General features: G+C 58.4%; 27 protein-coding genes, 3 tRNA genes and 1 pseudogene. 19 read left to right on the top strand and 12 right to left on the bottom strand.

The genetic code is table 11. The features are described from left to right. The first annotated feature begins 72 nt into the window (after positions 1–72). The 3 genes from kal (at position 73) to ACOYW2_RS10065 (ending at position 3,118) form a co-directional block, all read left to right on the top strand. The gene (gene kal / locus ACOYW2_RS10075; protein ID WP_482770306.1) at positions 73–474 is read left to right on the top strand and encodes a 3-aminobutyryl-CoA ammonia lyase; all 402 of its coding nucleotides are present in this window, start codon (positions 73–75) and stop codon (positions 472–474) included. Further along, positions 467–1,288, top strand: coding sequence for a 3-keto-5-aminohexanoate cleavage enzyme (kce, locus tag ACOYW2_RS10070; protein WP_482770305.1), 822 nt, complete (start codon positions 467–469; stop codon positions 1,286–1,288). Before kal ends, kce begins: the two co-directional genes overlap by 8 nt. 345 nt (positions 1,289–1,633) lie before the next feature. After that, positions 1,634–3,118 carry a Na+/H+ antiporter NhaC family protein gene (locus ACOYW2_RS10065; protein ID WP_482416437.1) on the top strand — a complete coding sequence of 495 codons (1,485 nt, stop codon included), beginning with the start codon at positions 1,634–1,636 and terminating at the stop codon, positions 3,116–3,118. Positions 3,119–3,230: 112 nt separating this feature from the next. Here the strand turns inward: ACOYW2_RS10065 and ACOYW2_RS10060 are convergent, their stop codons facing one another. Continuing rightward, complete coding sequence (locus tag ACOYW2_RS10060) at positions 3,231–3,578, bottom strand: nucleotide pyrophosphohydrolase (protein ID WP_482770304.1); 348 nt, start codon at positions 3,576–3,578, stop codon at positions 3,231–3,233. Further along, a complete protein-coding gene (locus ACOYW2_RS10055) occupies positions 3,575–3,748 on the bottom strand; it encodes a hypothetical protein (RefSeq protein ID WP_482770303.1) in 174 nt (57 codons plus the stop codon). The genes ACOYW2_RS10060 and ACOYW2_RS10055 overlap by 4 nt, the downstream gene beginning before the upstream one ends. Before the next feature lie 109 nt (positions 3,749–3,857). Between ACOYW2_RS10055 and ACOYW2_RS10050 the strand changes: the two genes are divergently transcribed. From ACOYW2_RS10050 to ACOYW2_RS10030, 5 genes are all read left to right on the top strand, one after another. Continuing rightward, positions 3,858–3,944: transfer RNA gene (locus tag ACOYW2_RS10050), tRNA-Leu, on the top strand. Positions 3,945–4,164: 220 nt separating this feature from the next. Next, positions 4,165–4,251: transfer RNA gene (locus ACOYW2_RS10045), tRNA-Leu, on the top strand. Positions 4,252–4,473: 222 nt separating this feature from the next. Next, positions 4,474–4,560: transfer RNA gene (locus tag ACOYW2_RS10040), tRNA-Leu, on the top strand. Positions 4,561–4,717: 157 nt separating this feature from the next. Continuing rightward, positions 4,718–5,305, top strand: a complete 588-nt coding sequence (locus tag ACOYW2_RS10035) for a hypothetical protein (RefSeq protein WP_482770302.1) — start codon at positions 4,718–4,720, stop codon at positions 5,303–5,305. Between the two features lie 11 nt (positions 5,306–5,316). Continuing rightward, positions 5,317–5,862 carry a GNAT family N-acetyltransferase gene (locus ACOYW2_RS10030; protein WP_482416440.1) on the top strand — a complete coding sequence of 182 codons (546 nt, stop codon included), beginning with the start codon at positions 5,317–5,319 and terminating at the stop codon, positions 5,860–5,862. Positions 5,863–5,890: 28 nt separating this feature from the next. On the opposite strand, the gene ACOYW2_RS10025 is transcribed toward ACOYW2_RS10030, so the two are convergent. From ACOYW2_RS10025 to ACOYW2_RS10010, 4 genes are all read right to left on the bottom strand, one after another. Then, positions 5,891–6,310: a hypothetical protein gene (locus ACOYW2_RS10025; RefSeq protein ID WP_482770301.1), complete on the bottom strand. Its 420-nt coding sequence runs from the start codon at positions 6,308–6,310 to the stop codon at positions 5,891–5,893. A gap of 94 nt (positions 6,311–6,404) precedes the next feature. Further along, positions 6,405–6,857 carry a hypothetical protein gene (locus ACOYW2_RS10020; RefSeq protein ID WP_482770300.1) on the bottom strand — a complete coding sequence of 151 codons (453 nt, stop codon included), beginning with the start codon at positions 6,855–6,857 and terminating at the stop codon, positions 6,405–6,407. A gap of 119 nt (positions 6,858–6,976) precedes the next feature. Further along, a complete protein-coding gene (locus tag ACOYW2_RS10015; RefSeq protein ID WP_482770299.1) occupies positions 6,977–7,546 on the bottom strand; it encodes a GNAT family N-acetyltransferase in 570 nt (189 codons plus the stop codon). Between the two features lie 230 nt (positions 7,547–7,776). Beyond that, positions 7,777–8,541, bottom strand: coding sequence for a DMT family transporter (locus tag ACOYW2_RS10010; protein ID WP_482770298.1), 765 nt, complete (start codon positions 8,539–8,541; stop codon positions 7,777–7,779). A 492-nt stretch (positions 8,542–9,033) separates the two neighbouring features. Here ACOYW2_RS10010 and def point away from each other — a divergent pair, with 492 nt between their 5' ends. From def to mqnB, 9 genes and pseudogenes are all read left to right on the top strand, one after another. Then, positions 9,034–9,543: a peptide deformylase gene (gene def, locus ACOYW2_RS10005; protein WP_180146533.1), complete on the top strand. Its 510-nt coding sequence runs from the start codon at positions 9,034–9,036 to the stop codon at positions 9,541–9,543. A gap of 3 nt (positions 9,544–9,546) precedes the next feature. Beyond that, positions 9,547–10,041, top strand: a pseudogene (locus tag ACOYW2_RS10000) (methionyl-tRNA formyltransferase); the annotation flags it as partial. A 129-nt stretch (positions 10,042–10,170) separates the two neighbouring features. Continuing rightward, on the top strand, positions 10,171–10,470 hold the full coding sequence (locus ACOYW2_RS09995) for a hypothetical protein (RefSeq protein WP_482771011.1): 300 nt from the start codon (positions 10,171–10,173) through the stop codon (positions 10,468–10,470). A gap of 218 nt (positions 10,471–10,688) precedes the next feature. Next, positions 10,689–12,044 (top strand): 16S rRNA (cytosine(967)-C(5))-methyltransferase RsmB, encoded by a 1,356-nt coding sequence (gene rsmB / locus ACOYW2_RS09990; RefSeq protein WP_482770297.1) that lies wholly within the window; start codon positions 10,689–10,691, stop codon positions 12,042–12,044. Positions 12,045–12,080: 36 nt separating this feature from the next. Next, positions 12,081–13,073, top strand: a complete 993-nt coding sequence (locus ACOYW2_RS09985; protein WP_482770296.1) for a PASTA domain-containing protein — start codon at positions 12,081–12,083, stop codon at positions 13,071–13,073. A gap of 84 nt (positions 13,074–13,157) precedes the next feature. Then, positions 13,158–13,823, top strand: coding sequence for a ribulose-phosphate 3-epimerase (gene rpe, locus ACOYW2_RS09980; RefSeq protein WP_482422784.1), 666 nt, complete (start codon positions 13,158–13,160; stop codon positions 13,821–13,823). A 91-nt stretch (positions 13,824–13,914) separates the two neighbouring features. Next, the gene (aroQ, locus tag ACOYW2_RS09975) at positions 13,915–14,355 is read left to right on the top strand and encodes a type II 3-dehydroquinate dehydratase (protein WP_482423702.1); all 441 of its coding nucleotides are present in this window, start codon (positions 13,915–13,917) and stop codon (positions 14,353–14,355) included. 14 nt (positions 14,356–14,369) lie between these two features. Then, positions 14,370–15,011, top strand: coding sequence for a TetR/AcrR family transcriptional regulator (locus ACOYW2_RS09970; protein WP_180146518.1), 642 nt, complete (start codon positions 14,370–14,372; stop codon positions 15,009–15,011). Then, positions 15,008–15,745 carry a futalosine hydrolase gene (mqnB, locus tag ACOYW2_RS09965; protein WP_482770295.1) on the top strand — a complete coding sequence of 246 codons (738 nt, stop codon included), beginning with the start codon at positions 15,008–15,010 and terminating at the stop codon, positions 15,743–15,745. Before ACOYW2_RS09970 ends, mqnB begins: the two co-directional genes overlap by 4 nt. A gap of 212 nt (positions 15,746–15,957) precedes the next feature. On the opposite strand, the gene ACOYW2_RS09960 is transcribed toward mqnB, so the two are convergent. Further along, positions 15,958–16,167 (bottom strand): hypothetical protein, encoded by a 210-nt coding sequence (locus ACOYW2_RS09960; protein WP_482770294.1) that lies wholly within the window; start codon positions 16,165–16,167, stop codon positions 15,958–15,960. Between the two features lie 50 nt (positions 16,168–16,217). Between ACOYW2_RS09960 and ACOYW2_RS09955 the strand changes: the two genes are divergently transcribed. Further along, complete coding sequence (locus ACOYW2_RS09955) at positions 16,218–17,045, top strand: 1,4-dihydroxy-6-naphtoate synthase (RefSeq protein WP_482770293.1); 828 nt, start codon at positions 16,218–16,220, stop codon at positions 17,043–17,045. A 217-nt stretch (positions 17,046–17,262) separates the two neighbouring features. On the opposite strand, the gene ACOYW2_RS09950 is transcribed toward ACOYW2_RS09955, so the two are convergent. From ACOYW2_RS09950 to mqnE, 4 genes are all read right to left on the bottom strand, one after another. Beyond that, on the bottom strand, positions 17,263–18,153 hold the full coding sequence (locus ACOYW2_RS09950; protein WP_482770292.1) for a menaquinone biosynthetic enzyme MqnA/MqnD family protein: 891 nt from the start codon (positions 18,151–18,153) through the stop codon (positions 17,263–17,265). Positions 18,154–18,257: 104 nt separating this feature from the next. After that, positions 18,258–19,421: an amidohydrolase family protein gene (locus ACOYW2_RS09945; protein ID WP_482770291.1), complete on the bottom strand. Its 1,164-nt coding sequence runs from the start codon at positions 19,419–19,421 to the stop codon at positions 18,258–18,260. Next, complete coding sequence (mqnC, locus tag ACOYW2_RS09940) at positions 19,418–20,479, bottom strand: cyclic dehypoxanthinyl futalosine synthase (protein WP_482770290.1); 1,062 nt, start codon at positions 20,477–20,479, stop codon at positions 19,418–19,420. The genes ACOYW2_RS09945 and mqnC overlap by 4 nt, the downstream gene beginning before the upstream one ends. Positions 20,480–20,491: 12 nt before the next feature. Continuing rightward, entirely contained in the window at positions 20,492–21,574 is a 1,083-nt protein-coding gene (mqnE, locus tag ACOYW2_RS09935; protein WP_482770289.1) for an aminofutalosine synthase MqnE, read from the bottom strand. Positions 21,575–21,869: 295 nt separating this feature from the next. Here mqnE and ACOYW2_RS09930 point away from each other — a divergent pair, with 295 nt between their 5' ends. Then, positions 21,870–22,265, top strand: coding sequence for a hotdog domain-containing protein (locus tag ACOYW2_RS09930; protein ID WP_482416453.1), 396 nt, complete (start codon positions 21,870–21,872; stop codon positions 22,263–22,265). A 277-nt stretch (positions 22,266–22,542) separates the two neighbouring features. On the opposite strand, the gene ACOYW2_RS09925 is transcribed toward ACOYW2_RS09930, so the two are convergent. Further along, on the bottom strand, positions 22,543–23,784 hold the full coding sequence (locus tag ACOYW2_RS09925) for a hypothetical protein (protein WP_482770288.1): 1,242 nt from the start codon (positions 23,782–23,784) through the stop codon (positions 22,543–22,545). Between the last annotated feature and the right edge of the window lie 74 nt (positions 23,785–23,858).

Raw genomic sequence — 23,858 nt, 5'->3', positions numbered from 1 at the left:
GCAGAAAAAATCAGATGCACGAAACACACCCGGTTCATCCATTGCGATGACGACGTTAATTCAGGAGACGACATGAACACACTGGCAGAATCACTGATTCGAATCAGAATAAGCGCACACGACGCACATTACGCGGGGTCGCTTGTGGACGGAGCGCGCATGCTCAATCTCTTCGGAGATGTGGCAACAGAGCTGCTCATCAAGTACGACGGCGACGAAGGCCTCTTCCGCGCCTACGACAGCGTGGAGTTCCTCGCCCCGGTGCGGGCAGGGGATTACATCGAGGCCAAGGGCCGCATCGTCAAGGTGGGGGGCACCAGCAGACGCATGGAATTCGAAGCGTGGAAGGTCATCGCCCCCACCCCCGAACACGGAGAGACCGCAGCGGAGCTGCTTGCCGAGCCTGTTCTTGTGTGCAGGGCAAGCGGCACCTGTGTCACCCCCAAAGACGCCCAGAGGATTCGCCATGAGTAACACGCCCCTGATCATCTCGGCAGCCATTGTGGGAGCGGAGCTTACCCGGGACACCTACCCCAACCTGCCCCTGACACCCGACGAGATTGCGGAGGCCGCCGAAGAAGCGGTAAACGCCGGTGCCAGCATCATCCACCTCCACGTACGCGATGAAAACGGGCTCCCCACCCAGCGCGTCGACGTGTTTGAGACCGTCACCGAAAAGATCCGCAACCGCTGCGACTGCATCCTGCAGTACTCCACCGGCGGTGCCGTGGGCACCCCCGTTGAGCTGCGCTGCGATCCGGTGTCCTTAAAACCCGACATGGCCACCCTGTCCATGGGCACCATGAACTTCGGCTCCGAGATCTACGAAAACACCGAGGAAACCATCACCACCATTGCCAGGGCCATCACCGACAACGACGTCATGGCCGAGCTGGAGGTGTTTGACTTCGGTCAGCTCGAGACCGTCACGCGCATGGTCAGAAAAGGCCTGGTCCCGGAAAGGCACCACATGGATTTTGTCCTTGGGGTCCCGGGGGGCATGGCAGCCACCATCTCCAACCTCGTGATGCTGGTGAACCGCCTCCAAGAGGGCCAGACCTGGGCCGTTGCGGGCTTAGGACGCGGCCAGCTTCCCATGGCCATGCACAGCATCGCCATGGGCGGCCATGTACGCGTGGGCATCGAGGACAACATCTATTACCGCAAAGGCGAGCTTGCCGTCTCCAACGCCCAGCTCGTGGAGCGCGTGGTGAGAATCGCCCGGGAATACGATCGCCCGGCAGCCACCGTGGACCAGACCCGACAGATCCTCGGGCTGAACGGATAGCAAAAGAACAATGCATCACCCCGCTCTTTGACAAAATACAGGACACAACGCTGCCCAATACATCTGGTCTGATTCTCTGCGCTGAAGCGGCAGCTCCCACGGATGGTCAATCCATTTCAGGCCGAACGTGCCGTGAAATGAAACGATAGCCCCCCCCAACCACCCAAAGGAAAGAGAAGGAGAAGAAGGTAAAAAAATGAAAGACCGCCCCGTCTGACGCAGTCGTTTTGCAAGGGTCTCCCTTGAAACAACAACACCACGAACCTGAACATGAAGTGACAAACACGCCGGACAACGAGGTTCGGCAGAAACAAAAAACTCCAAGCACAGGTAAGGATGAGATTTATGTTTTCCGGTTTGTTGAAATTAAGTCCTGTTTTTGTCATGGCAGGCCTGATGATATCAGGCTTTGACGCATTGCTCGCAGCTCCCCTTGCGACCATTTACGCAGCCATCGTGGCCTTTGTTACAGAAAAGATGAAGTTCCAGAAAATTGTCGACGCCGCCATCGACAACGTCAAAGAGATGCAGCTTGTCTTTTTTATCCTGATGCTCGCCTATGCCATGGCAGAGGCCTTCATGGCAACGGGTGTCGGCGCATCCATCATCACCATTTCCCTCAACCTCGGCCTCACCGCCAAGACCGTTGCCGTCACCGGGCTGGTGGTCACCGCCATCCTCTCCGTGGCCACAGGCACCTCCTGGGGAACCTTTGCCGCGTGCGCGCCGGTGTTCCTCTGGCTCAACCACATCGTGGGAGGCGACATCGTCCTCACCACCGCCGCCATCGCCGGTGGCGCCTGCTTCGGCGATAACATCGGCCTCATCTCGGACACCACAGTGGTGAGCTCCGGTATCCAGAAGGTGGAGGTCATCGACCGAATCCGCCACCAGGGCATCTGGTCCGTGCTCTGCCTCATGGCCACGGCCGTGGTCTTCTATATGGTCAGCGCCATGATGGGCCTGCCCAGTGAGGTGGGCAACGCCACCGAGGCCATCAGCCAGATTCCCGACACGGTCTGGAGCGCCCTGGCCGAGAAGCGAGCCTCTGCCGTGACCCTTCTTGAGCAGGTACAAAACGGTGTGCCCCTTTACATGTGCATCCCCCTTCTTCTCGTCCTGGTGGTGGCCATCATGGGTCTTCCCACCCTGGTCTGTCTGGGCATCGGCCTGATCTCTTCCCTCCTCTTCGGCCTTGTGGCCGGTACCGTGGAGTCCATCCAGAGCTACCTTGACCTCATGTACAGCGGCTTTGAAGGGGCCGGGTCCTGGGTCATCGTCATGATGATGTGGGTGGGTGCCTTCGGCGGCATCATGGGCAAAATGCATGCCTTCGAGCCCGTCTCCAGGCTCATCACCACCCTTGCGGGCAGCGTGCGCCAGCTCCTCTTCTACAACGGTGTCCTCTCCATCCTGGGCAACGCAGCCCTGGCCGACGAAATGGCCCAGATCGTCACCATCGGTCCCATCATCCGAAACCTCACCGACGAAAACGTAGAAGCACCGGAAGAAGAGATGTACAAACTGCGCCTGCGGAACGCCACCTTCGGCGACGCCCTGGGTGTCTTCGGGTCCCAGCTCATTCCCTGGCATGTCTATGTCGGGTTCTACGTGGGCATTGCAACGGCCGTGTACCCCTTGCACACCTTCGTTCCCATGGACATCATCAAGTTCAACTTCATGGCCATGATCGCCGTGGGTTCCATCCTGATCCTGACCCTCACAGGCCTCGACCGGCTGATCCCCCTCTTCGGGCTTCCTTCAGAGCCCGACGTCAGCCTCAAGGACAAAGAGAAGTATGCCGGTAACCTCGCCCCTGAAAAACTGTAGCGAGCCCGGCCCTGCCTTACCGGGAGCCTGAACCCAAAACGCCCCTTCCACGCATGTGGAAGGGGCGTTTTGCCGGGCGGGCCCCCTGGAAAGGGCCCTGGCTACAGATGCATCACCTGTATTCCGTGTATTTTTTCGCCTTCCCCCGAACCATGTCTGCCGGGTATTTGGCCTCGTTGAGTGCCATCTTGCGCTCCACGGCCCCTTCAATGTCGATCTTCAACAGGTCGGCCAGTCGGCAGAGGTAGACCTGGACGTCGGCAATCTCCTGGGCCACCGCCTCTTTTTTGTCGGGTTCCAGGTCAAAGGAGGCCTGCTCGGTCAACCACTGGAAATGCTCGAGGAGCTCTCCGGCCTCCACGTTCAGGGCCATGGCGATGTTTTTGGGGGAATGGAACTGCTCCCAGTCACGCTCTTGGGCAAAGTGTCTGAGCTTTGCCTGTATGGTATCTATATTCAAAACGGAATATCCTCATTATAAAGTTCGTCATTGATGCCAACGCCCTTGGAAATACACCCACCGAAGCCCGGTGGCGAGCCCTTTTTCCGGAACCCTGCATTTTTTGGCCCCATGGTTCCGCAGCCCCCCGGCAGGATGCAGGCGCCTATCCCATGAAATTCGTTATCCATCTCCATCATCCCCTTGGAATCCCTTTTTTGCCTGACAATTTAAATGACAAAAAAACGTGAAAAGCCTTGATTGGCGGGCAAAGCGCTGCTATAAGTCTTTTCACAAATCGCCGAAGTGGTGGAATTGGTAGACGCGCTAGTTTCAGGGACTAGTGAGAGCAATCTCGTGGGAGTTCGAGTCTCCCCTTCGGCACCAGTTAAAAAGCAAAAGCCCTTGCATGATCGTGCAGGGGCTTTTTTGTTTTAAGCGCCCGAAACCCGGGATCAAGCCCCAATAAGAGCCACCCGCAGCCGGAAGTGTCCGCCATTTCACACGTTCCCGGACCGTCCCTTTTCCGGGTGTCAAAAAAATATGTAAAAACCATGAAAAGCCTTGATCCACGGGCAAAGCGCTGCTATAAGTCTTCTCACAAATCGCCGAAGTGGTGGAATTGGTAGACGCGCTAGTTTCAGGGACTAGTGAGAGCAATCTCGTGGGAGTTCGAGTCTCCCCTTCGGCACCAGTTAAAAAGTAAAAGCCCTTGCATGATCATGCAGGGGCTTTTTTGTTTTTGAGCGCCCGAAACGCGGAATCAAGGCTCAAAAAAGGGACACCGCAGACGGAAGTATCCGCCATTGCACATGTTCCCCGAAACACCCCTTTCCCGGGTGTCAGAAAAATACGGAAAACCCATGAAAAGCCTTGATCCACGGGCAAAGCGCTGCTATAAGTCTTCTCACAAATCGCCGAAGTGGTGGAATTGGTAGACGCGCTAGTTTCAGGGACTAGTGAGAGCAATCTCGTGGGAGTTCGAGTCTCCCCTTCGGCACCAGATAAAAAACAAAAGCCCTTGCATTCACCTGCATGGGCTTTTTTTGTTTTACCCCCCTCGCCTCTTTATCTTTATGGTTCTCCGGCTGGCTCAGCCGTGGTAAAGATAACCTGCGTTTCCCGAAAAAGATATCCCCACACATCACAGGAAGGTTTGCATGAACAGATCCCGTTTTTACAGCCTTGCCCTTGTTCTGTTGTTGGGAATCACGCTGCCCCCCGCAACACAGCGCAGCGTTGCCATGGAATCCGACGAACCCAACACAGCCTTTGTGGAACTCGCGGGAAACCGCAACCCAAGCTTTGGCGGAGGCGGCGGCGGACTCTCCCTTTACGGAGATCACACAGCCTTCCTTGCCGGGATCGCAACCTTCGGCTCCTCCTCCTTTGACGACTATTTTGTAGGGTTCACCCTCGGAACTCGCTTTCATCGGCACAACCCCTTTGAGTCTTCCGTCACCCCCTTCATCGGCGTGGGAAGCTTTCTCGGGTTTACCCAGGAAGAAGAGGAAGCCGAAGACGATGAGATCGACAACAACATGGACGGTAACGTGGACGAAGAGGGTGAAACAAAAACGTCCATCTCAGATACCCTGGCCTCCATCTACCCGGAGGTGGGCCTGCACATAAGGATCCCGGGCTCCGGCCTGCTCACCCTCTCGGCGCGATACAACGTCACAAGCAAGGGCAGCGAACTCGACAGCTGGATATATGCCATAGGGTTTACCATTCCCTTCTATTTTTAAGGAGAACCGAAATGCCTCCGCAGCACCTGGAACTGGCCCCGTTCGAGCCGGAAGATTACACCACCCTGGCTTCCTGGATTACCGATGAACGGACACAGGCCGTCTGGTCGGCCAACACCTTCCCCTACCCCCTGACCCGGAATGACTTCGAAGATTTCCTGAGCATCTGCCGCACAGACACCCCCCACCGGGAGTTCATGAAGGCCACAGACCAAGATTCCGGGGACATGGTGGGGGTCTTCAGCCTGAAGCGCATCGACAGCCTGGGCCGCACCGGCCACCTCAGCCTCATCATGGTTTCCCCCCAAAGCCGTGGCCGGGGAACGGGCTCGGCCATGGTCCGGGCAGCCCTGAAGCGGGGGTTTGAAACCAAGGGATTTCGCCGCATGCAGCTCTACGTCTTCAACTTCAACACCGCAGCAAAAACATGCTACGAAGCCTGCGGCATGACCAATGAAGGAACGGGTAAGCTGAAGATGACGTATAAGGGAGAGAATTGGCAGGTGGAGGTGATGGGGATGGAAAAGCAGGAAAAACAGGTGATAGGTGATAGGTGATAGGCCGAGGCCCCACGGGCCATGCCTGTCAAGGGGACATGTCCCCTCCCTCTATCCTGTGTATCTCAAGGGTGTAGTCGCTCACGGGGTGGGCGGAGAGCTCGATGGTGATCAGGGCGTCCAGAGAGAGAACCTCAACGATGCAGGTGTCGTCGTCCCGGGTTGGGGTCAGCCTGGCGGAGGTGCCGGGATCAACGCTCATGTAGAGATCTTCTCCGCGGCCGGTGATGAGATATCTCTCCCCTTCAAAACCCAGGATGCGGTACCGTGTGATGTGCTCCCCTCCGACAATATCACTCACCACAAAAGGTTTTTTTGCCTCTTCCACCCGGACCCAGGTGGTATCCCGGGAGACGCTTTCGTGGGTATGAATCACATGGTTGACGCAGCCCGGGGCAAGCAGAAGGAGCGCTGCCAGGAGCACAGATGCCATCGTCGTTTGTTTCATGGTGAATCCTTTGTGACGTGGAACCACGCTGTCAAGCCGGATAACCATTGTCCCTGGTTATCCGGCTGCGCATTTACGCAAAAGACACTCTCAATCAATCCTCTTTGATGACGATGCGCTCCAGGCCGTGGGCCTCGAACTCGGTGTCGTATTTGGCGCTCATCTCCCCGAGTTTCTCCATGAGGACCTCTGAGCCCATCTCCTTGAGCTTCTCTTCGCCTTCCTCTTCCTCAAAAAGATCACGCATGCCCAGGCGCTGGGAAAGCTGTGCCCAGAACTCGTTTTCCACAAAGTTTTCCATGATGGCCATGTGACGGCTCTCGGCCAGGGAGTCTTCGGTCTCAATGTAATCGTTGTGCTTCTCGCTGAAGGTAAAAAGGGACTCCAGGCCCATCTTCTTGTAATGGGAAAAAATCTTCTTGCGCAGCTCGCGGTAGTCCGCGGTCTCTTCCGAGGGCTCAAGCTCGTGGGAGTGCATCACGTAATCGGCCACCTGGATCATCTCCACCAGCAGGCGGTATTCTTCTTTGGATATGTTCAACAGCATAGGGTGCTCCTGTGTTTTTGTACGATCTATATTAAGGATTATATTCAAACGCTCCGAAACGGGGCGCTAAAATCATATCAAACGTTAACATGAAACCGGGCCCGGCCCAATGACTGGCATTACAACACCAGCCGATACCGTCTCTCAGGCAGGGGCCGCCCCCACTGGACGCCCTCCCACCTCGACTCAAGGACAAAACCGGACGACTCGTAAATACCGCAGGCAGCTTCAAGGCCTTCAAAGGTCTCCACCACCATCTCACGGGCGCCGGTCTCCCTGGCAAACCCCACGGCCCTTGCCATCAGGGTCTTTCCAAGGCCGTGCCCGTGCAGGGACGGGTGAAGGAAAAACCAGCGAAGCGCCACCTCACCGGGCTTTTCTCGGCCCGAACGATCCACGGCAAGGGAGCCCATGACGGTATCACAAAGAGGCATTGGGCAGCCCGGGCTTTCTGTATACTGCATCACCCGGAAAAAAGCGTCCACCCCGGCCTCATACCGATTGAAAAATTCGGAAAGCCCGGTGGCAATCACCCCTTCGAAACGCCGACCAAGCTGCCAGCGTTCACGGTAAAACGACGCTTCAAGGGAGGTAATCCGACCGATGAGGCCCGTGACGTACCCTTCCTCCACGGCCAGACCGCCCATGGTCGAAGGAGATACCGATTCATTTGATGCATGGACCTGCATGGGCCGAGCCTCCTTATTCAGTCAGATTGCAAAAAAAACCAAATCATGCCTCCGACGGCAAGGTGTGCCACCTTGAAAGCAGGTTGCAAATGCGCTTTGATCATCGTTTGGACCGCCAGCCTTTTACATTACCCGCCCGAGACCCCTTGGCCCCTGGAGCGCCGCACTCCTTTGCGGCACGGGTAACGACGGACTAAAAAGCCGCACCGGAGTGCGGCGCTCCGTTTTATTTAGATCGCGGCAGGGCCACCAGAAACAATTTTAACCGGACGACCGGCTCGAAAGCGCCACACCGGACAAAATAAACCCGGCGCTGGCCGGGTGTCAAAACTCAGCCGATGGGTTCCCTTAGAAGGATCATCACCTGCGGCCCGCTGAACAGAGGCGGGATAGTAACGGGCACGCATAGCCCGGGCGATGAGCATGATGGCCCGGTTCCACAGGGCAAACGCGGCCACGGCGGCACAGACACCTAAGTAGAGCAGCACCCCCATGGAGGCCAGGGGCATCAGGGGAGCCAGGGAGAGCCCCCGTTCCCAGAGATATGCGGGAACCAGCATGATCAGCCCCAGGCAAAAGGTGGCCCCGAGAAAGGTCATCATGGAAAGGCCCGGGGGCTTTTGTTTCACCAGCAGAGAATAAAAGGCGAAAATCAGGGCCGCCACCACCATCAGAAGATCTCCGCTGTTGAAACGCAGCTCAAGGAGCACACCCGGTGAACCGCCCGTAAGAAGCAACAGCACTCCGAAAAACGCCATCAGGGTACCCGCCACCTTTGCCCCGTGCATTGCCTCCCCCTGAAACAGCCAGGCCAGGATCACGATAAACAATGGGGAGACCATGGCGATCAGGGACAGGTTCAAGGCGGTTGTGGCGTGCCCGGCCACATAAACAAGGGTGTTGAACAGGGTCACCCCTGAAAAAGCGGTGAGAAAAAGATAGCCTGCGTGTGCCTTTATCCGGGCCCTTTCCCTCACAAGGTGCGGGCAGGGCAAAGGGCAGACGGCACCGCAACGGCGACGACCCAACGCCAGAAAGGCGGGCGCTCAAAGAGAGAAGGCTGTCGTGAAACCCGCGGGCAACAATAAAGTTCCCTGCCCAGAGAGCCGTGGCGCCCAGCACCGGCACATGATCCCAAGCCATCGTGTTTTCCGATCTTCCACACCACGCCCCTTGCCTATATTTAATTGAGACTCCCAGAGGGGCCACCCACCCGCTCCAAGGGAAACCGGAGCTGACGCCTCATTTTCAATAACATTACATCAACAGCTAAAAAGGTAGTGGTTATCCCAATTTCCACGGCAAGGCAAGCCCAGACAGGGACCAGTCCTGTTTTCAACGGGAACACTGCCCGTTACCCTCCCTGCTGTCTAAAACACCTGTTGTTCGGCCCATCAAGACGTGATACTCTGCAAAATGGTCATACGGCCCATTGCCGGTCGTTTTGACCGTTTTTGAACACACTGACACACAAAGGTTTATGAACCATGACCATACTTGACATCGTAACGTACCCGGACAAGAGCCTTGCCCAGCCTTCAGAAAAAATTACCGACATCGACGAGACTTTGAAAACCCTCATCGAAGACATGGCCGATACCATGTTCGAGGCTCCCGGCGCAGGCCTGGCCGCCGTGCAGGTGGGCGTCAGCAAGCAGCTCATCGTCATCAACACCACGGAAGAGGGCCAGGAGAACAGCTACATGGCCCTGATCAACCCCGAAATCGTCGAAGCCGACGGCGAGTTCATCTCCGAGGATGAAGGGTGCCTGTCCGTGCCTGAATTCCGCGCCACGGTCAAACGGTTCAACCGCGTGAAAGTCACGGCCCTGGATGTGGACGGCAACCCCATGGAGCTCAACGAAGAGGGCTTTCCCGCCGTGGTACTTCAGCACGAAATCGACCACCTCAAAGGCGTCCTTTTCATCAACCGCATCAGCGCCCTGAAGCGGGAGATGTACAAACGCAAAGTCAAAAAATGGATGAAAGGCCGCTAAGACATGAGCAAACCCTCCATCATTTTTATGGGGACCCCCGACTTTGCCGTCAACGCCTTGAAGGCCCTCCACGAAAGCGGACTCTTTGAGATTGCCCTGGTGGTGAGCCAGCCCGACCGGCCCAAAGGCCGAGGCCGAAAGCTGGAGCCCACCCCGGTGAAGGCCTATGCCCAGGCCATGGGATACCGGGTGGAACAGCCGGAAACCGTGGAAATTGCGCGAATTCGTCCGGCCTGACCGAAGAGATCGCTCCGGACTTTTTTGTGGTGGTGGCCTTCGGCCAGATTCTCAACCAGCGCCTCCTGGATGTGCCTAAGGTCCATCTGCCCCGTGAATATCCACGGCTCGTTGCTGCCCAGATACCGGGGCTCCGCCCCCATTCAACGGGCCGTCATGAACGGTGATGCCGTCACCGGCGTCACCACCATGGTCATGGACCGCGGCATGGACACCGGCGATATGCTCCTCACCGTGGAGACTCCCATCGGCCCCGAGGACACGGCAGCCACCCTCCACGACCGTCTCTCCGAGCTGGGGGGCGAGCTTATCGTCAAGACCCTCCCCGGCCTTCTGGACGGCAGTGTGGTGCCCGTGCCCCAGGACAACGAGGCTGCCACCCACGCCGCCATGCTCTCCAAAGCCGAAGGGGAGATCGACTGGAACGCACCGGCCCGTATCATCGACTGCCGCCTCCGCGGCATGACACCCTGGCCCGGCGCCTTCACCTTTCTGGATGAAAAGCGGTTGCGCATCCACAAAACCCAGCCCCTGGAGACGACCGCCACCGCCGCCCCCGGCACCGTGGTGACCAGCGGCTCCGAACTGGTGGTGTCCACCGGCGAAGGAGCTCCTGCGCATCGTGGAACTCCAGGGAGCCAACGGCAAGCGCATGCCAGCCGAAGCCTTCCTCCGCGGCAACCCCATTGAACCGGGTGCCCGCATGGGGCTGAAAAGCGCATATCCATATTGCGTCAGTATCGTCGAGCGCCACCCGGATCGAATAGTGGGCGGCGTTTTTGATGGACTGAAAACCAAGGTATGCAACCGTTCCAGCGAACCAGCCCATAGGGTGCACTCGGTGCACCCTGTTCGGGTCACCCCAAAAAAACATATTTTTTCAATCACTTTTAAAAGCAGGACAATCCATGACCCAAGACGCCCGAAGCCTGGCCTTTGAGATACTCACCACCTTTGATAAAAACGCCGACGCCACCTTAGACTCTGTGATGGACCGCATCACCGGCAAGGTCGAGCTGGACCGGCGGGAGATGGGCCTTGCCAACGCCCTTGTTTACGGGGTGCTTCGACACAGGGGGCAGCTGGACTACACCATCGACCACTTTGCGACCAAGGGCATCGCCAGGATCGATAAAAAAATTCTCACCATCCTGCGCATCGCCCTGTTCCAGCTCCGGTTCATGGACAGGATCCCCGAATCCGCAGCCGTGAACACTGCCGTGGAGATGGCCAAGGTCCACGCGTCTGAATCGTCCGGAGGGTTTGTCAACGCCCTGCTGCGCACCTGCCTCAGAAACCCGGAGGAACCGTCCCTGGAGGAACTCGCCCCGGAAAAGAAACTGGCCGTCACCACCTCCATGCCCCAGTGGCTGGTGGAAAAATGGATTGCCCGCATGGGCCTTGAGGAGACCGCAGCCCTGTGCCGGGCTTCCAACGACATCGCCCCCATCACCGTGCGCACCAACACACTGAAAACAACCCGGGAGGAGCTCTCAGAGCGCCTTGCCCCCCAGGTGGAGACCCTTTCCCCCACCCCGGCCTCCCCTTTGGGCCTCTCCTTTACCTCGCCCAAAACACCCATCTTTGAGATGGACGCATTCAAGGAGGGGCTTTTCCAGGTCCAGGACGAAGCCGCACAGCTCATCGCCCTGATGGTGAACCCAAAGCCCGGCTCACGGGTTCTGGATGTCTGCGCGGGAGTGGGCGGTAAATCCGGTCACCTGGCCCAGGTGATGGAAAACCAGGGGGAGCTTGTCTCCATGGATGTGGAGGCCTACAAACTCAAAAGCCTGGCCCGTGAGATGGCACGCCTCGGTATCACCAACATCACCACCCACGCCTGCGACCTCACCCGTGAGAGCCCCGATATCATCGGAGGCGGATTTGACGCCGTCCTCGTGGACGCCCCCTGCTCCGGCCTCGGGGTCATCCGCCGAAACCCGGACACCAAATGGAAATACTTCAAGCGCAACGCCACCCGGCACACAAAAAAACAAAAAGCCATTCTCTCGGCAGCGGCCCGGTGCGTGCGCCCAGGCGGTACCCTGGTTTACGCGGTCTGCTCCATGGAACCCGAAGAAAACGGAGCCGTGGTGGAGGCCTTCCTTGAAAAACACACGGATTTTCGTATGATGAAACCCTTTGACGCCGCCCCCCAAGGGGCCGAGGCCTTCATCACCCCCGAAGGGTATGTGGCCCCCCTGCCCCACAAAAACGGAATGGACGGCTTCTTTGCGGCTCGCATGGTGCGGGAAGAAAAGTAATATTTTAAAAGCAGTATCTTTTTGACGGCACCTCACATGCCGGATACACATCGGGGAATCATCATGTTCAAGGGTCTTCTCAAGTTCTTCTCTCTCTTCATTCTCTTTGTCGCAGCCGCCGGGATCACCTCCTTTGTGACCCTGACCTACATCATCGGAAACGAAAAGAGCGTGGTGGTCCCCGACCTGGTGGGGCGTGACGTCATCTACGTCCTGGAGACCCTGTCCACCATGGAGCTCAACACCAAGGTCAAGGGTTCCGAGTTTTCCCCACGCATCCCCAGGAACCGGGTCATATTCCAGGACCCGGAGCCCGGTACCCGCATCAAACGGGGCCGGGACGTGCGGATCGTCTTCTCCAAGGGCCCGCAACTGGTGGCCATGCCCTCCTTCAAACACCTTGCCCTGGCCGAGGCCAGGATCCAGCTTACGGCAATGGGCCTTGAGTTCGGAGCCACCTCCACCCTCTATCACCCGGAGGTGGAAAAAGGGGCGGTCATCGCCCACGTGCCGGCTCCCGGTGCCCTGGTGACCCGGGGAGACAAGGTGGACCTTTTGCTGAGCAACGGCAAAGAGCCCAAGGCCATGATGATGGCAGACCTCACCGCCAGCCCCCTGGATGTTGCCTTGGAGCGCATCGAGACCATGGACCTCAAAGTGGGCACCATCACCTCCACTCCGTCGGACACCGCCGAACGCAACAGCGTTCTCGACCAATTCCCGAAGCCAGGTTTTAAGGTGACCCGGGGCCAGACCGTGGACATCACCATCAACCGGTCCCCGCGTCCCGATGATGAATCCATCAGAACAGGCGCCACAGGCTCCCGCCTCTTTACCTGGTGCATGGACGAAGGGTTCCTGAAAAAACGGGTCAAGATCCAGCTGGTTGGGGACCGTCACACCGACACCATCCTGGACCGGGAGGCCCTGCCCGGAGAAGAGCTCTGGGTCCTTGTGCCCACCTTCGAACGCGCAACCCTCTTCCTGTATGAAAACGGCCATCTCAAAGAGACACGTTTTTTTGATTAAGGCGATTGATTTTCAAGGCTGTTCGGGATAAAAAAGCAACAATTCTTTATTTTATCAACCCCATGAAATATCAGGATGTTATTCATGTCCATCATTGCACCTTCCATATTGTCGGCAGACTTTTCAAAACTCGGAGACGAAATCAAGGCGGTTGAGGCTGCCGGAGCCGGCTGGATCCACATCGACGTCATGGACGGCCACTTCGTGCCCAACCTCACCTACGGCCCCATTATTGTGGAGGCCTCAAAAAAAGTGACGGACCTCCCCCTGGACGTCCACCTCATGATCGAAAAGCCGGACCTTCTCATCCCTGACTTCGTCAAGGCAGGTGCCGACTGGATCTCCGTCCACGCCGAGGCGTGCACTCACCTGAACCGCTCCATCCAGCTCATCAAGTCCCTGGGTGCCAAAGCAGGGGTGGCATTGAACCCGGCCACGCCCGTAAGCGCCATCGAGTGGGTCTTGGACGAGCTCGATTTTGTCCTGGTCATGAGCGTGAACCCCGGGTTCGGCGGCCAGTCCTTCATCGAGAACAGCCTCGACAAGGTTCGGGAGATCAAAAAAATGATCAAAGACCGGGGCCTGTCCACCCTCATCCAGATCGACGGAGGGGTAAACAAGAAAACTGTCCGTGCCATCGCAGAGGCCGGTGTGGACTCCTTTGTGGCGGGCTCCGCCATCTTCGGCAGCGAAAGCTACGAAGAGACCATCTCCTTTCTCAAAAAAGAGATCGAAGAAGCATCCAACTAAAGGCACCGCCCCGCGGCGGTCTGCCCGAACCACACAACGTGCGGCGGCTTCGGCCGTCGCCATCCAAAAAGGGAGGCCCCTTGTGAAGCCCATGGTCATCGACGTCATCCACGGCCCCAACCTCAACATGCTGGGACGAAGGGAGCCTGAGATCTACGGCACCACCACCCTTGCCGACATCGACCGGGAACTCAACACCCTGGGTGCCTCACTCGGGGCGGACGTGGAGAGCTTTCAGTCCAACGCCGAAGGGGAGATCGTGGACCGCATCCAGGAAGCTTACGGGCGCGTCAGCGGGCTCATCATCAACCCGGCGGCCTACACCCACACCAGCGTGGCCATCCGGGACGCCCTGGCCATGCTCTCCTGCCCCATTGTGGAGATCCATCTCTCCAACATCCACAAGCGGGAACCCTTCCGCCACCACTCCTACGTCTCGGGAGTGGCAGACGGGATCATCGCCGGTTTCGGCGCCAGGGGATACACCATGGCCTTAGAAGCCGTCCTTGACATGATCCGGGACAAGAAGTGACAAGGCATACCTGAATGGAACCCAACCAGACCTTCCTGAACCTGCCCGATGAAAAAAAACGCCGCATCGAAGATGCGGCCGCCGATGAATTTTCCGACAACGGATACCGAAGCGCGAGCATCAACGCCATCGTCTCCAGGGTCGGCATTGCCAAGGGCTCCATCTTCCAATACTTCGGAGACAAAAAAGGACTTTTCCTTTTTATTTTCGGGCAGTCCGTGGAAAAGGTGAAGAGCTACTTAAAGGACGTCCGGGACGCCACCGCCGACGCCCCCTTAAGAATTCGCCTGGAAGAGACCCTAAAGGCCGGGGTCGGGTTCACCCGAAAACACCCGGTGATCTACCGGCTCTATGTGAGAACCCTGGCAGAAAAAGAGATCCCCTTCCGCTCCGAGATCCTCACCTCCATCCGGCGCTACAGCCTGGAGTACCTCCGCTCCCTCCTCGAAACAGCCCGGGACAAAGGCGAACTCCGGGACGGAGTGAACATCGAGGCCGCCTGTTTTATCATGGACGCGGCCATGGACCGATTCCTCCAGGCCCTGACCCTGCCCCACATGGACGGCGGCCTGGGTATCCACGACGCCGATGACACCGAGCTGGAACAGCGGATCCAAACCCTGTGCGCCAGCCTTCTTACCGGGGTGACACCATGAGACCTGTCCTTGTCCTCTCCGCTGTCCATGCAGAGCTCGCCCCCATGCTGACCCGCCTCGACAACCCGGAACCCATGGACATTGCCGGTCGCACCGCCATGGCTGCCACCGTGGGCACAAAAAAGCTCATTGCCCTTGAGGCAGGCCCCGGGGCCGTGAACACCGCCCAGGGCCTCACCGCCGCCATTGAACGCCTCTCTCCCTCCCTTATTGTCCAGGTGGGATGCGCCGGAGGGTTTGCCAGCGCGGGAATCTCAGTGGGGGATGTGGCCGTGGCCACCGAAGAGATCGACGTCCACATGGGCCTGGAACCCAACACCGAGGAAAAAAGCGTGCACATCTCTCCCCTGCCCTTTCCCCTGATGGAGAGAAACGGAAAAGAGTACAGACACCGCTTCCTCCTCGACCGGGACCTCGCCGGGGATGCCATGGCCGCCATACGCACACAGGGAATTTCGGGCTTTCAGCTCCACAAAGGCTCCTTTGTGAGCGCTTCCACCATCACGACCACGGCCTCACGGGCAAAGGGCCTATTTGAGCTCTACTGCCCGGTCATGGAATCCATGGAGGGAGCAGCAGCAGCCCACGTGGCCCTGCACTACGGCATCCCCTTCCTCGAAATCAGGGGGGCCAGCAATCTGGTGGGTCCGCGAAACCGAAACGCCTGGAACCTGCCCCTGGCCTTTGAAAACAGCTGCGCGTGCTTGATGGCGGTGTTGCAGGAAACCATGTAACGACTCAGCTCAAAAACGCCTCCGGCGGGCAGGGGATAAATCCCCTGCACCCCAGGCTCGCAAATGCTCCGTCCCTTCGTTCCTCAGGGACCTCACATTTGCTGACGGGCTGTGCCCGTGGCTGAACAGCTCCCTTTTTTGTAACTATTCAGCTTATGCCTCCGGCGGCCCTGCCGGGGGGTAAACCTTTGCCTGATTTTATAAAGGCGGGTTTAACAAACAGGTTTTAAAAAATCTTTTTGGGTGAGTTTTGCTTTAAAGGCGGATGTGATTTGACCCGAGGAACGAGGGGCAAAACGCATCCGCAACCTGCTTTCAAGGTGGCACACCTTGCCGCCGGAGGCTGTTTTTTCAGCTGATAAGTTACCTTTTTTTTTTAATAATAGAGACCTGTTTGAGGCGATTTTCATAAAGCTGATCACGGAATCACGCCATAGAACACAAACGACATTTAGACCCACAGGCACATGCAATGAATCGAACCCTGGCATACTCCACCTGCCCCAATGACACGTTCATTTTCCATGCCCTTGTCCACGGACTTGTAAAGGCCGGAGACACAACCTTTGAGACGCACCTCCACGATGTGGAGGCATTGAACGGCTTTGCCACAGAGAGAACCTTTGACGTCACCAAGCTCTCCTTTGCGGCATTGGGCCACCTTCGCCACCGCTACGCCCTCCTGCGCAGCGGCGCTGCCCTGGGCAGGGGCTGCGGCCCCCTCATCGTGGCAAGGCCCGGGTTCGATCCCAAGCGCTTAAGGGAAATTCCCATCGCGGTGCCGGGCCTCATGACCACGGCCCACCTCCTGCTGGGCCTCTACCTCGGCCAAACGCCCAACGCCATCCCCATGGTCTTTGACACCATCATGCCCAAGGTGGCCTCAGGAGAGTTCGAAGCGGGCCTTATCATCCACGAAAGCCGCTTTACCTACGCCGACCACGGCCTCACCTGTGTGGACGATTTAGGGTCCTTCTGGGAGCGGGAAACCGATCTCCCCATCCCCCTGGGCGGCATTGCCGCAGCCCGGGACCTCCCCAAAGACGAAATTGCCCGCATCGAAGCCGCCATTTCCCAAAGCGTCACCTACGCCTTTGCCCATCCCGACGCCTCCCGCGACTACATCCGCAGCCACGCCGTGGAGCTCTCCGACGAAGTCACCCAGAACCACATCGACCTCTACGTCAATAATTTCTCCATTGATCTTGGGGGTGAAGGCGTGGCCGCCGTGGAAGCCCTTATGGACCGGGCAGAAAAAAGCGGGCTCATTCCCCGGTCCGGCATGCCCTTGTTCATATAGGGCACGCAACACCCATGGCATCACAGATATCCGCAATTTCGAAATGATTCCGAGGGTTGAAGCGATGACGGTGCGCACGGCGCACCCTACCATACCAAACGTAGGGTGCGGCCCCCGCACCGCCTAACGCAACGAGGACCACCACCGCAGTACAACCCCTTGGCATCACAGATATCCGTAATTTCGCAATGATTCCGAGGGGCGCACCGCCATTCAATCACACCGCAAAGGCACGATGGTGGGGCATGGAATGGGGAAATTCTCTTGAAGGCAGGGTGTCAAATGAAGAGGCAAAGGCAGGAACGACTTTCTTGGGAAGAAGGCCGTATCGGTAGAGCTGCTCAAAATAGAGGGAGAGACCTTTGATCTCCTGAGCCCCCAGGCTCACCACCAGGTGGTTGAAGTAGCGTGTCAGGATCTCCCTGGAAAGACCTGTTTTTGCATGGGTATCCGTTACAATACCATGCAAATCCGAGAGACCGGTTGCACGGGATCGGTGAAACAATTCCACAAGGCGGTCCACCACGGCCGGAGCCATGGCACAAAAATCCTTTCGTATGGCCCACACCGCAAAGACAAAGGGCAGCCCCGTCATCTGTTTCCACTCCATTCCCAGGTCATAGACGTATGGAAACCGCCCGTGCCAGTCGGCAAGAAGGGCTGAATCCCCTATGACCAGCGCTCCTTTCACGCCTTCGGGAAGGTCTGAAGGGTCGTGGACCCTTCCCGGTTCGATGACCGGACAGCCCCCTTTCTTCCGAAGGAGAATGCGCAACAGCTCCACCGAGGTGGCCGACTCCTCGGTCACCATCACACGGTCCCCGTCCAGGGCCTCCATGGGCTTATCCGACACAAACAACACGCTCAGCACCTTGCCGTCACATGCAATGGAAAGATCAGGCAACAAAAGCCACTGGTCTGCGTTGCGCGCATAGGCCACGGAGGAGACCGGGCTCATCACCACCTCCCCGTCCCTGAGCATGGCGTTGAGGGTCGCCGGGGGCTCGGTCACCATGGAGAGCCACGCCGGGCAGTCCCCATGGTCGATGCCATGGTAAACCGGGGATACGTTGATATAGCTGATACGTCCAATGGGAATCTTGCTCATGACGCTGCCTTCTCTGGTTAAAATCTTAAAAAACGGAAACTATTCCGTTGCCTCCGGCGGGTCGCTTTTTGGATAAAGCGCCGCAAAAACGTTCCGGTTGGGCTTCATGGGAGAACCCGCACAGCCACGTCCTCGTCCAAAAACCAGCCGTACGAAAAAGACGGCGGTGTTGATGCCCGGGTCACTTCAAGGCACCGGGCCGAGCAGCCGGGCGCAAGACGCCCGAAGCGCCCCGTTAAGCCCAGGGCTTTGGCCCCGTGCTCTGTTGCCATGCGGAAGATCTCGGCCGGGGCAAGCCCCGGTGCCTCGGCGGCCACGGCACGCATCTCATCCAGGATGGAGAGGCTGTCGCAACTGGCCAGGCTGTCGGTGCCCAGGGCCACGGTAAGCCCGGCCCCAACCATGGCCTCCATATCCGGCGTTCGGCCATGGAGAAGATGATTGCTGCGCACGCAGCAGACAGCCGTGGCACCGGCCTCTGCCAGTTGCCTGAACTGGGGTGCCTTGGTCTGCAGGAGATGAACCACAAGGGTCGATGCATCCACCACTCCCAAATCCAGGAGATAGGAGACCGGGTCGTCTGCGGGCAGAGGCCAGGAAGAGAAATCGATGCCCCGCTCCGTAAGAAAATCGGCCCAGGCCCCCTTTCCGGTGGTGAGGAACTCACGCTCGGCGTCGGACTCGTCCAGATGAATGCTCAACGGACGGCCTGCCCGGGCGGTAAGGGCCTTCATGGCCTGAATGGCTTTCGGTGCCGTGGTGTGGGGGGCATGGGCGGCAAGGCTCGCCCCGGGCGCCCCCTCGCCCCCCGGGGGCATGGCCAGGGGATTTGGGTTGCCCAGATACTCTTGAAACCAGACGCCCTGTGCCCTTCCCTCGTCGAACAGGGGCCTTATGATGCCCAGGGTCGAGATATCGCCAAAAAGGAGAGTTCCTGCCGCCTCAGCATGACAAACTGCCTGTTGCGCCGCCTCCACCAGCTCATTTCTGGGAATACTCTCCCGAACCGCCAGAAGGTCCCTCACCCAGGGGGCAAACCCGGCGTCGCTTTTCACCCGGCCGGAAAGGGCTGACAGCTCCAGGTGGGTATGGGCGTTGACAAAGGCCGGGACAAGGGCGGCGTCGCCGTGCTCTTCAACCTCAATCCCCTTGGGCCCCTTGCCGGTGCCCACGGAGACAATGGTCCCGTCTTCAACCACCAGGTACCCCTGGGGCAGAACGGTGTCGGCGTCCACCACCACCCACGCTGCCCGGTGCACCCGTCTCATGCACACACCGCAAGGTGGTTGTAAAAGCAGTCCCGCTGCACCGGGGTGAACCCGGCGGAGGCCACCACACGGATCAGCTCATCCTTGGGCAGCATGTGATCCACGCCTGCGGCGGAGACAACATTCTCCTCGATCATGGTGGAGCCCATGTCGTTGGCACCGAAAAAGAGCGCCACCTGGGCAATTTTCTCGCCCTGGGTGACCCAGGAGGCCTGGATGTTGTCCACGTTGTCCAGAAAGATCCGGGAGAGGGCCAGAACGCGCAGGTAGGCGTCGGCCGTGGCTTTCTCCACGTCAAGGGCAGTGTTGGACGGCTGAAAGGTCCAGGGGATGAAGGCGGTGAACCCGCCGGTCTCGTCCTGGAGGTCACGAATCCGGGTGAGGTGCTCCACGATCTGGGCCGGAGTCTCCAGGTGGCCGAACATCATGGTGGCCGTGGACCGCATGCCCGCAAGATGGGCCTGCCGCATCACCTCCAGCCAGTTGTCCACCCCGCATTTGTTGGGGGAGACTTTTCGGCGCACTTCGTCCACGAGGATCTCTGCCCCGCCACCGGGGATCGATTTGAGACCTGCGTCCTTGAGGGCCTTGACCGTTTCGGCAATGGAGAGCCCGCTCTGGTCCGCGAGCCATGAGATCTCAGGGGGTGAGAATCCGTGGACATGGATGGGAAAGGTGGTGGTGAGCCAGCTGAGGAGGTCCACGTACCAGTCCAGGGTCAGGGCCGGATTCATACCGCCCTGGAGAAGGATCTGGGTTCCTCCCAGCTCCAGGGTCTCCTCGATCTTCTGCCGAAACGACTCCCGGCTGAGAACGTACCCGCCGTCTTCACCCACTTTGGAATAAAACGCGCAGAACTTGCACTCTGAGGTGCAGACGTTGGTGTAGTTGATGTTCCGGTCCACCACAAAGGTCACGTCAGGATCGGGGTGCTTGGCCAGGCGCACGGCATGGGCCAGGGCCCCGAGTTCCGGCAGGGTTGCGCGATCATAAAGCTCAAGCAGCTCTTCAGGGCTTACCCGGTAACCCGATGATATTTTGCGTGATAGGGCTTCCAAAAGTCGCCTCCCTTAAGAGATATGATTGTAAAAGGAATCCCGTTCCACGGGCTCAAACCCGGCCCCACGGATCATGGCGGACATCTCGGTCCGGGTGAGGCCCTTGGCAGAGGTGGCACCCGCTGTATGGGTAATCCGCTCTTCGATGATGGTGCCGTCCAGATCATCCGCCCCAAAGGAGAGGGCCACCTGGGCCAGCTTCTCACCGATCATCACCCAGTAGGCCTTGATGTGATCGAAGTTGTCGAGCATCAGTCGGGAAACAGCCACGTTCTTCAGGTCATCCACCCCGCCGGTGGGCGGAATGTGGGTGAGCTTGGTGTTCTTGGAATGAAAGGCCAGGGGAATAAACGAGGAGAACCCGCTGGTACGGTCCTGGAGATCCCGAAGGGTCATCAGGTGAGTCACCCGCTCCTCCAGGGTTTCGATGTGGCCGTAAAGCATGGTGGCGTTGGTGGGGATGCCTGCGGCATGCACCGTCTCCATCACTTCGAGCCAGCGGTCCTTGCCAATCTTCTTGGGGAACAGCTCATCGTGGACCCGCTCGCTCATCACCTCTGCGCCGCCGCCGGGCATCATGGCAAGTCCCGCAGCCTTGAGTTCCGCCACGGTTTCAGCGAGGGAGAGGCCGGAAAGACGGGAGAGGTAATCGATCTCCACCGCCGTAAAGGCCTTGATGGTGGCCTCGGGCCGCACCTCGGCCATGGCCTTGAGCAGGCCGGTAAAATAGTCGAAATCCAGGTTTTCGTTAAGGCCGCCCACCATGTGGATCTCCCGTACGGGCTCATCCATGCGCTCCATGAGGCGGTCCTTGACCTCTTCCACGCTCCACGTATAGGCGTTATTGGTCCCTTCGTCCGTGGCAAAGGCGCAGAAGGTGCACCGGTTGGAGCAGACGTTGGTGTAGTTGACGTGCTGGTTGTAGACGTAATAGGCGATGTTGCCGTGGCGCTGCCTGCGCACGTAATCGGCCATGCGCCCCACTGCGGGCAGATCCGGGGACGCATAAAGCGCCATCCCGTCGTCAAAGGACAGCCGCTGCCCTGCCTTTACCTTGTCCCATACGGGAGCCAGTGCTGAATCGATAAAATCCATATTCCCCTCTTCCGCGAGGTTTCAGAAGGGCCGAGGTACCACAAGCCCCTGTTTCGATTTACATCCCTGCATGTGACCACCCGGTCAGTGACCACGTGGTCATATATACAGAGGTTTTCAGCCCATGGCAAGAAAGATGCGTTATAGACACCAGAAACGGCCGCCATGACGCCTTGACCCCGAACCAAAACCGAATTAAAGATGGAACCATTCTATCCGGGCTATGACACGACCAGAGCGTCCGGCGGCAAGGCCCAATTGCCCCCGGCACAGTCCCACAACCAAAGGAGCCACCATGAACTGCACCACCCACCTTGCCATCAACACCGACCTGTGCGGCACGGTCACCGCCCTTGAAGAGGGACGCTGCGTCGTGACCCTCACCACCACCTCAGACATGGCCGCCGACGCACAGCAGCTTGTCCACGGAGGATTTGTCTTCGGCATGGCGGATTACGCGGCCATGTGCGCCGTCAATGATCCGTATGTTGTCCTGGGAGCCGCCGAAACCAGTTTTCTGAAACCTGTCCGGGTCGGGGAGATCCTTACGGCAGAAGCCGTGGTGGAAGAGGTGAAAGGGAAAAAACGTATGGTGCCCGTCACCGTGAGACGGGGCGTGGAGGAGGTCTTTAAAGGGACCTTTACCTGCTTTGTGCTGGAGTCCCATGTGTTGGGGGAGTCCAAAGCGTAACGCAACCATTCAGCTTAAAAAAAGCCTCCGGCGGCCCTGCCGGGGGCCAAACTTTTAAAAAGTTTGACAAACAGGTCTTAAGTCATCATTTCGAGGCCCCGCCGAAGCACGGTCCATTGGAAATGTTTTTGCGGAGCTTTTTTCAAAAAGCGACCCGCCAGCTCAACGATCACAGCATAAACAAACAGCCCCTTTTGTCTTACGGCAAAAGGGGCTGTTTTCGTGTCATTCCAGTCAATTGCTCCGCATTCTTCATGCAGACCATCACCGGATACTGTTATCTTTTTTTCCGCACCACGCGGCGGACCTTGCGCACACGCCGGGTACCGGCAGGTGCCGCCGCCTTTTCCTGAGGTGCTTCCAGCCCCTCTTGTTTGAAGGAACACACGGACCTCGGGCAGGCAAGGCCATCCCCGGTATCGTTTTCCACAAGGAACGGGTTCTTGCAGACGGGGCAGGCAAAAGGATAGGGCCGCTTCCAGGTGACAAAGCCGCAGGACCTGTTGTCGCACCGGTAAAAGGTCTTGCCGTGTTCCGTGGAGCGGGTTTCCAGTTTTCCCACCTTGCAGATGGGGCACACCAGAGAGAGGCTCTCTTCAAAACGGGCGATGGCGGCGGCAATGTCTTCGTCGGTTTCACCGTGGGTCATGTGCTCCACGGTCTTTTTCTCTTCGTCGGCCCCCTCGAGCTCTGCCGCGCCCTTTCGCTGCCGTTCCTCCTCAAGGCGTTTTTTCTCAAGGAGGAGTTCGTTCTTCTGGCGTTCCAGCTCCATCTTCTCACGCTGAATGGCCAGAAACGCTTCCCGCTGAATCTCCTCCTGGGAAGGTTTCGGAACCTCGGGTTCGGGAGCTTTGGGCTCTTCCGCAGGCTCTGCCTCACGGGGAGGCGGATCGTCCGAAGAGACCACAAGGGTTCTTAAAGCCCCCTTGGCTGTCTGGGGGGTCACCTCCTGAACGTTGAGTGCTTTCCCCTTCTCCTCGGTGAGCCGCTTTCGAATGGAGGCGATCCGCTTGAGGAACCGTTCACGCCGGGCTTCGGCTTCGGCAGGATCTTCCCTGTGCGGCGATTCATCGTCGTCATCAGCGCCACGTCCCATAAGCGTCTGGTCCACCTGGTTCAAGGCTTTGTCAAGATCGTTGCGCCCGTCCAGGAGCTCCTGAAGGATCTGCACAAGAAAGGCGGGAAGAACAATTCCGGGCATCTTGGGGTAGGCGGCATCCAGACCGGCCATAAGAAACCGGGCGGCCTCGCCTACCTCCGGAGCCTCTTCGGAACCGGCAAGGAGCCCCTCCTGGCGCAGCAGCTCCACCACCTCCGTGGTCCGGCCTTCGGTGATCAGCCCCAGCTCCACGGCCTCCCCCACCACATCCTGAAGGGAAAACCCGGATCCCTCTTCGGCATGGACCAGTACAAGGACGGCAAAGGCGTCGATGCTGGGCCCGATGCGTTGCCATACAGGGGTGTACCCGTCCACACCGGTCAAGCGTTTCTGGACATGGAATTCAAAGGTATCTTTCAAACCGACATTCATCAATCACACTCACTGCATAAGCTGACGGTATCATGATAGGTGACCGCCTCGGGTTCCCGGGG

The organism is Desulfoluna sp. CLI2B, assembly GCF_056847375.1.
This window is presented reverse-complemented; position numbering and strand designations above follow the sequence as displayed.

Bases quoted from the DNA above. Each gene is read 5' to 3' on its own strand.
- kal (WP_482770306.1), top strand. From the start codon at position 73: ATGAACACACTGGCAGAATCACTGATTCGAATCAGAATAAGCGCACAC.
- kce (WP_482770305.1), top strand. From the start codon at position 467: ATGAGTAACACGCCCCTGATCATCTCGGCAGCCATTGTGGGAGCGGAG.
- ACOYW2_RS10065 (WP_482416437.1), top strand. From the start codon at position 1,634: ATGTTTTCCGGTTTGTTGAAATTAAGTCCTGTTTTTGTCATGGCAGGC.
- ACOYW2_RS10055 (WP_482770303.1), bottom strand. From the start codon at position 3,748: ATGGATAACGAATTTCATGGGATAGGCGCCTGCATCCTGCCGGGGGGC.
- ACOYW2_RS10035 (WP_482770302.1), top strand. From the start codon at position 4,718: ATGAACAGATCCCGTTTTTACAGCCTTGCCCTTGTTCTGTTGTTGGGA.
- ACOYW2_RS10030 (WP_482416440.1), top strand. From the start codon at position 5,317: ATGCCTCCGCAGCACCTGGAACTGGCCCCGTTCGAGCCGGAAGATTAC.
- ACOYW2_RS10025 (WP_482770301.1), bottom strand. From the start codon at position 6,310: ATGAAACAAACGACGATGGCATCTGTGCTCCTGGCAGCGCTCCTTCTG.
- ACOYW2_RS10020 (WP_482770300.1), bottom strand. From the start codon at position 6,857: ATGCTGTTGAACATATCCAAAGAAGAATACCGCCTGCTGGTGGAGATG.
- ACOYW2_RS10015 (WP_482770299.1), bottom strand. From the start codon at position 7,546: ATGCAGGTCCATGCATCAAATGAATCGGTATCTCCTTCGACCATGGGC.
- def (WP_180146533.1), top strand. From the start codon at position 9,034: ATGACCATACTTGACATCGTAACGTACCCGGACAAGAGCCTTGCCCAG.
- ACOYW2_RS09995 (WP_482771011.1), top strand. From the start codon at position 10,171: ATGCTCTCCAAAGCCGAAGGGGAGATCGACTGGAACGCACCGGCCCGT.
- rsmB (WP_482770297.1), top strand. From the start codon at position 10,689: ATGACCCAAGACGCCCGAAGCCTGGCCTTTGAGATACTCACCACCTTT.
- ACOYW2_RS09985 (WP_482770296.1), top strand. From the start codon at position 12,081: ATGCCGGATACACATCGGGGAATCATCATGTTCAAGGGTCTTCTCAAG.
- rpe (WP_482422784.1), top strand. From the start codon at position 13,158: ATGTCCATCATTGCACCTTCCATATTGTCGGCAGACTTTTCAAAACTC.
- aroQ (WP_482423702.1), top strand. From the start codon at position 13,915: ATGGTCATCGACGTCATCCACGGCCCCAACCTCAACATGCTGGGACGA.
- ACOYW2_RS09970 (WP_180146518.1), top strand. From the start codon at position 14,370: ATGGAACCCAACCAGACCTTCCTGAACCTGCCCGATGAAAAAAAACGC.
- mqnB (WP_482770295.1), top strand. From the start codon at position 15,008: ATGAGACCTGTCCTTGTCCTCTCCGCTGTCCATGCAGAGCTCGCCCCC.
- ACOYW2_RS09955 (WP_482770293.1), top strand. From the start codon at position 16,218: ATGAATCGAACCCTGGCATACTCCACCTGCCCCAATGACACGTTCATT.
- ACOYW2_RS09950 (WP_482770292.1), bottom strand. From the start codon at position 18,153: ATGAGCAAGATTCCCATTGGACGTATCAGCTATATCAACGTATCCCCG.
- ACOYW2_RS09945 (WP_482770291.1), bottom strand. From the start codon at position 19,421: ATGAGACGGGTGCACCGGGCAGCGTGGGTGGTGGTGGACGCCGACACC.
- mqnE (WP_482770289.1), bottom strand. From the start codon at position 21,574: ATGGATTTTATCGATTCAGCACTGGCTCCCGTATGGGACAAGGTAAAG.
- ACOYW2_RS09930 (WP_482416453.1), top strand. From the start codon at position 21,870: ATGAACTGCACCACCCACCTTGCCATCAACACCGACCTGTGCGGCACG.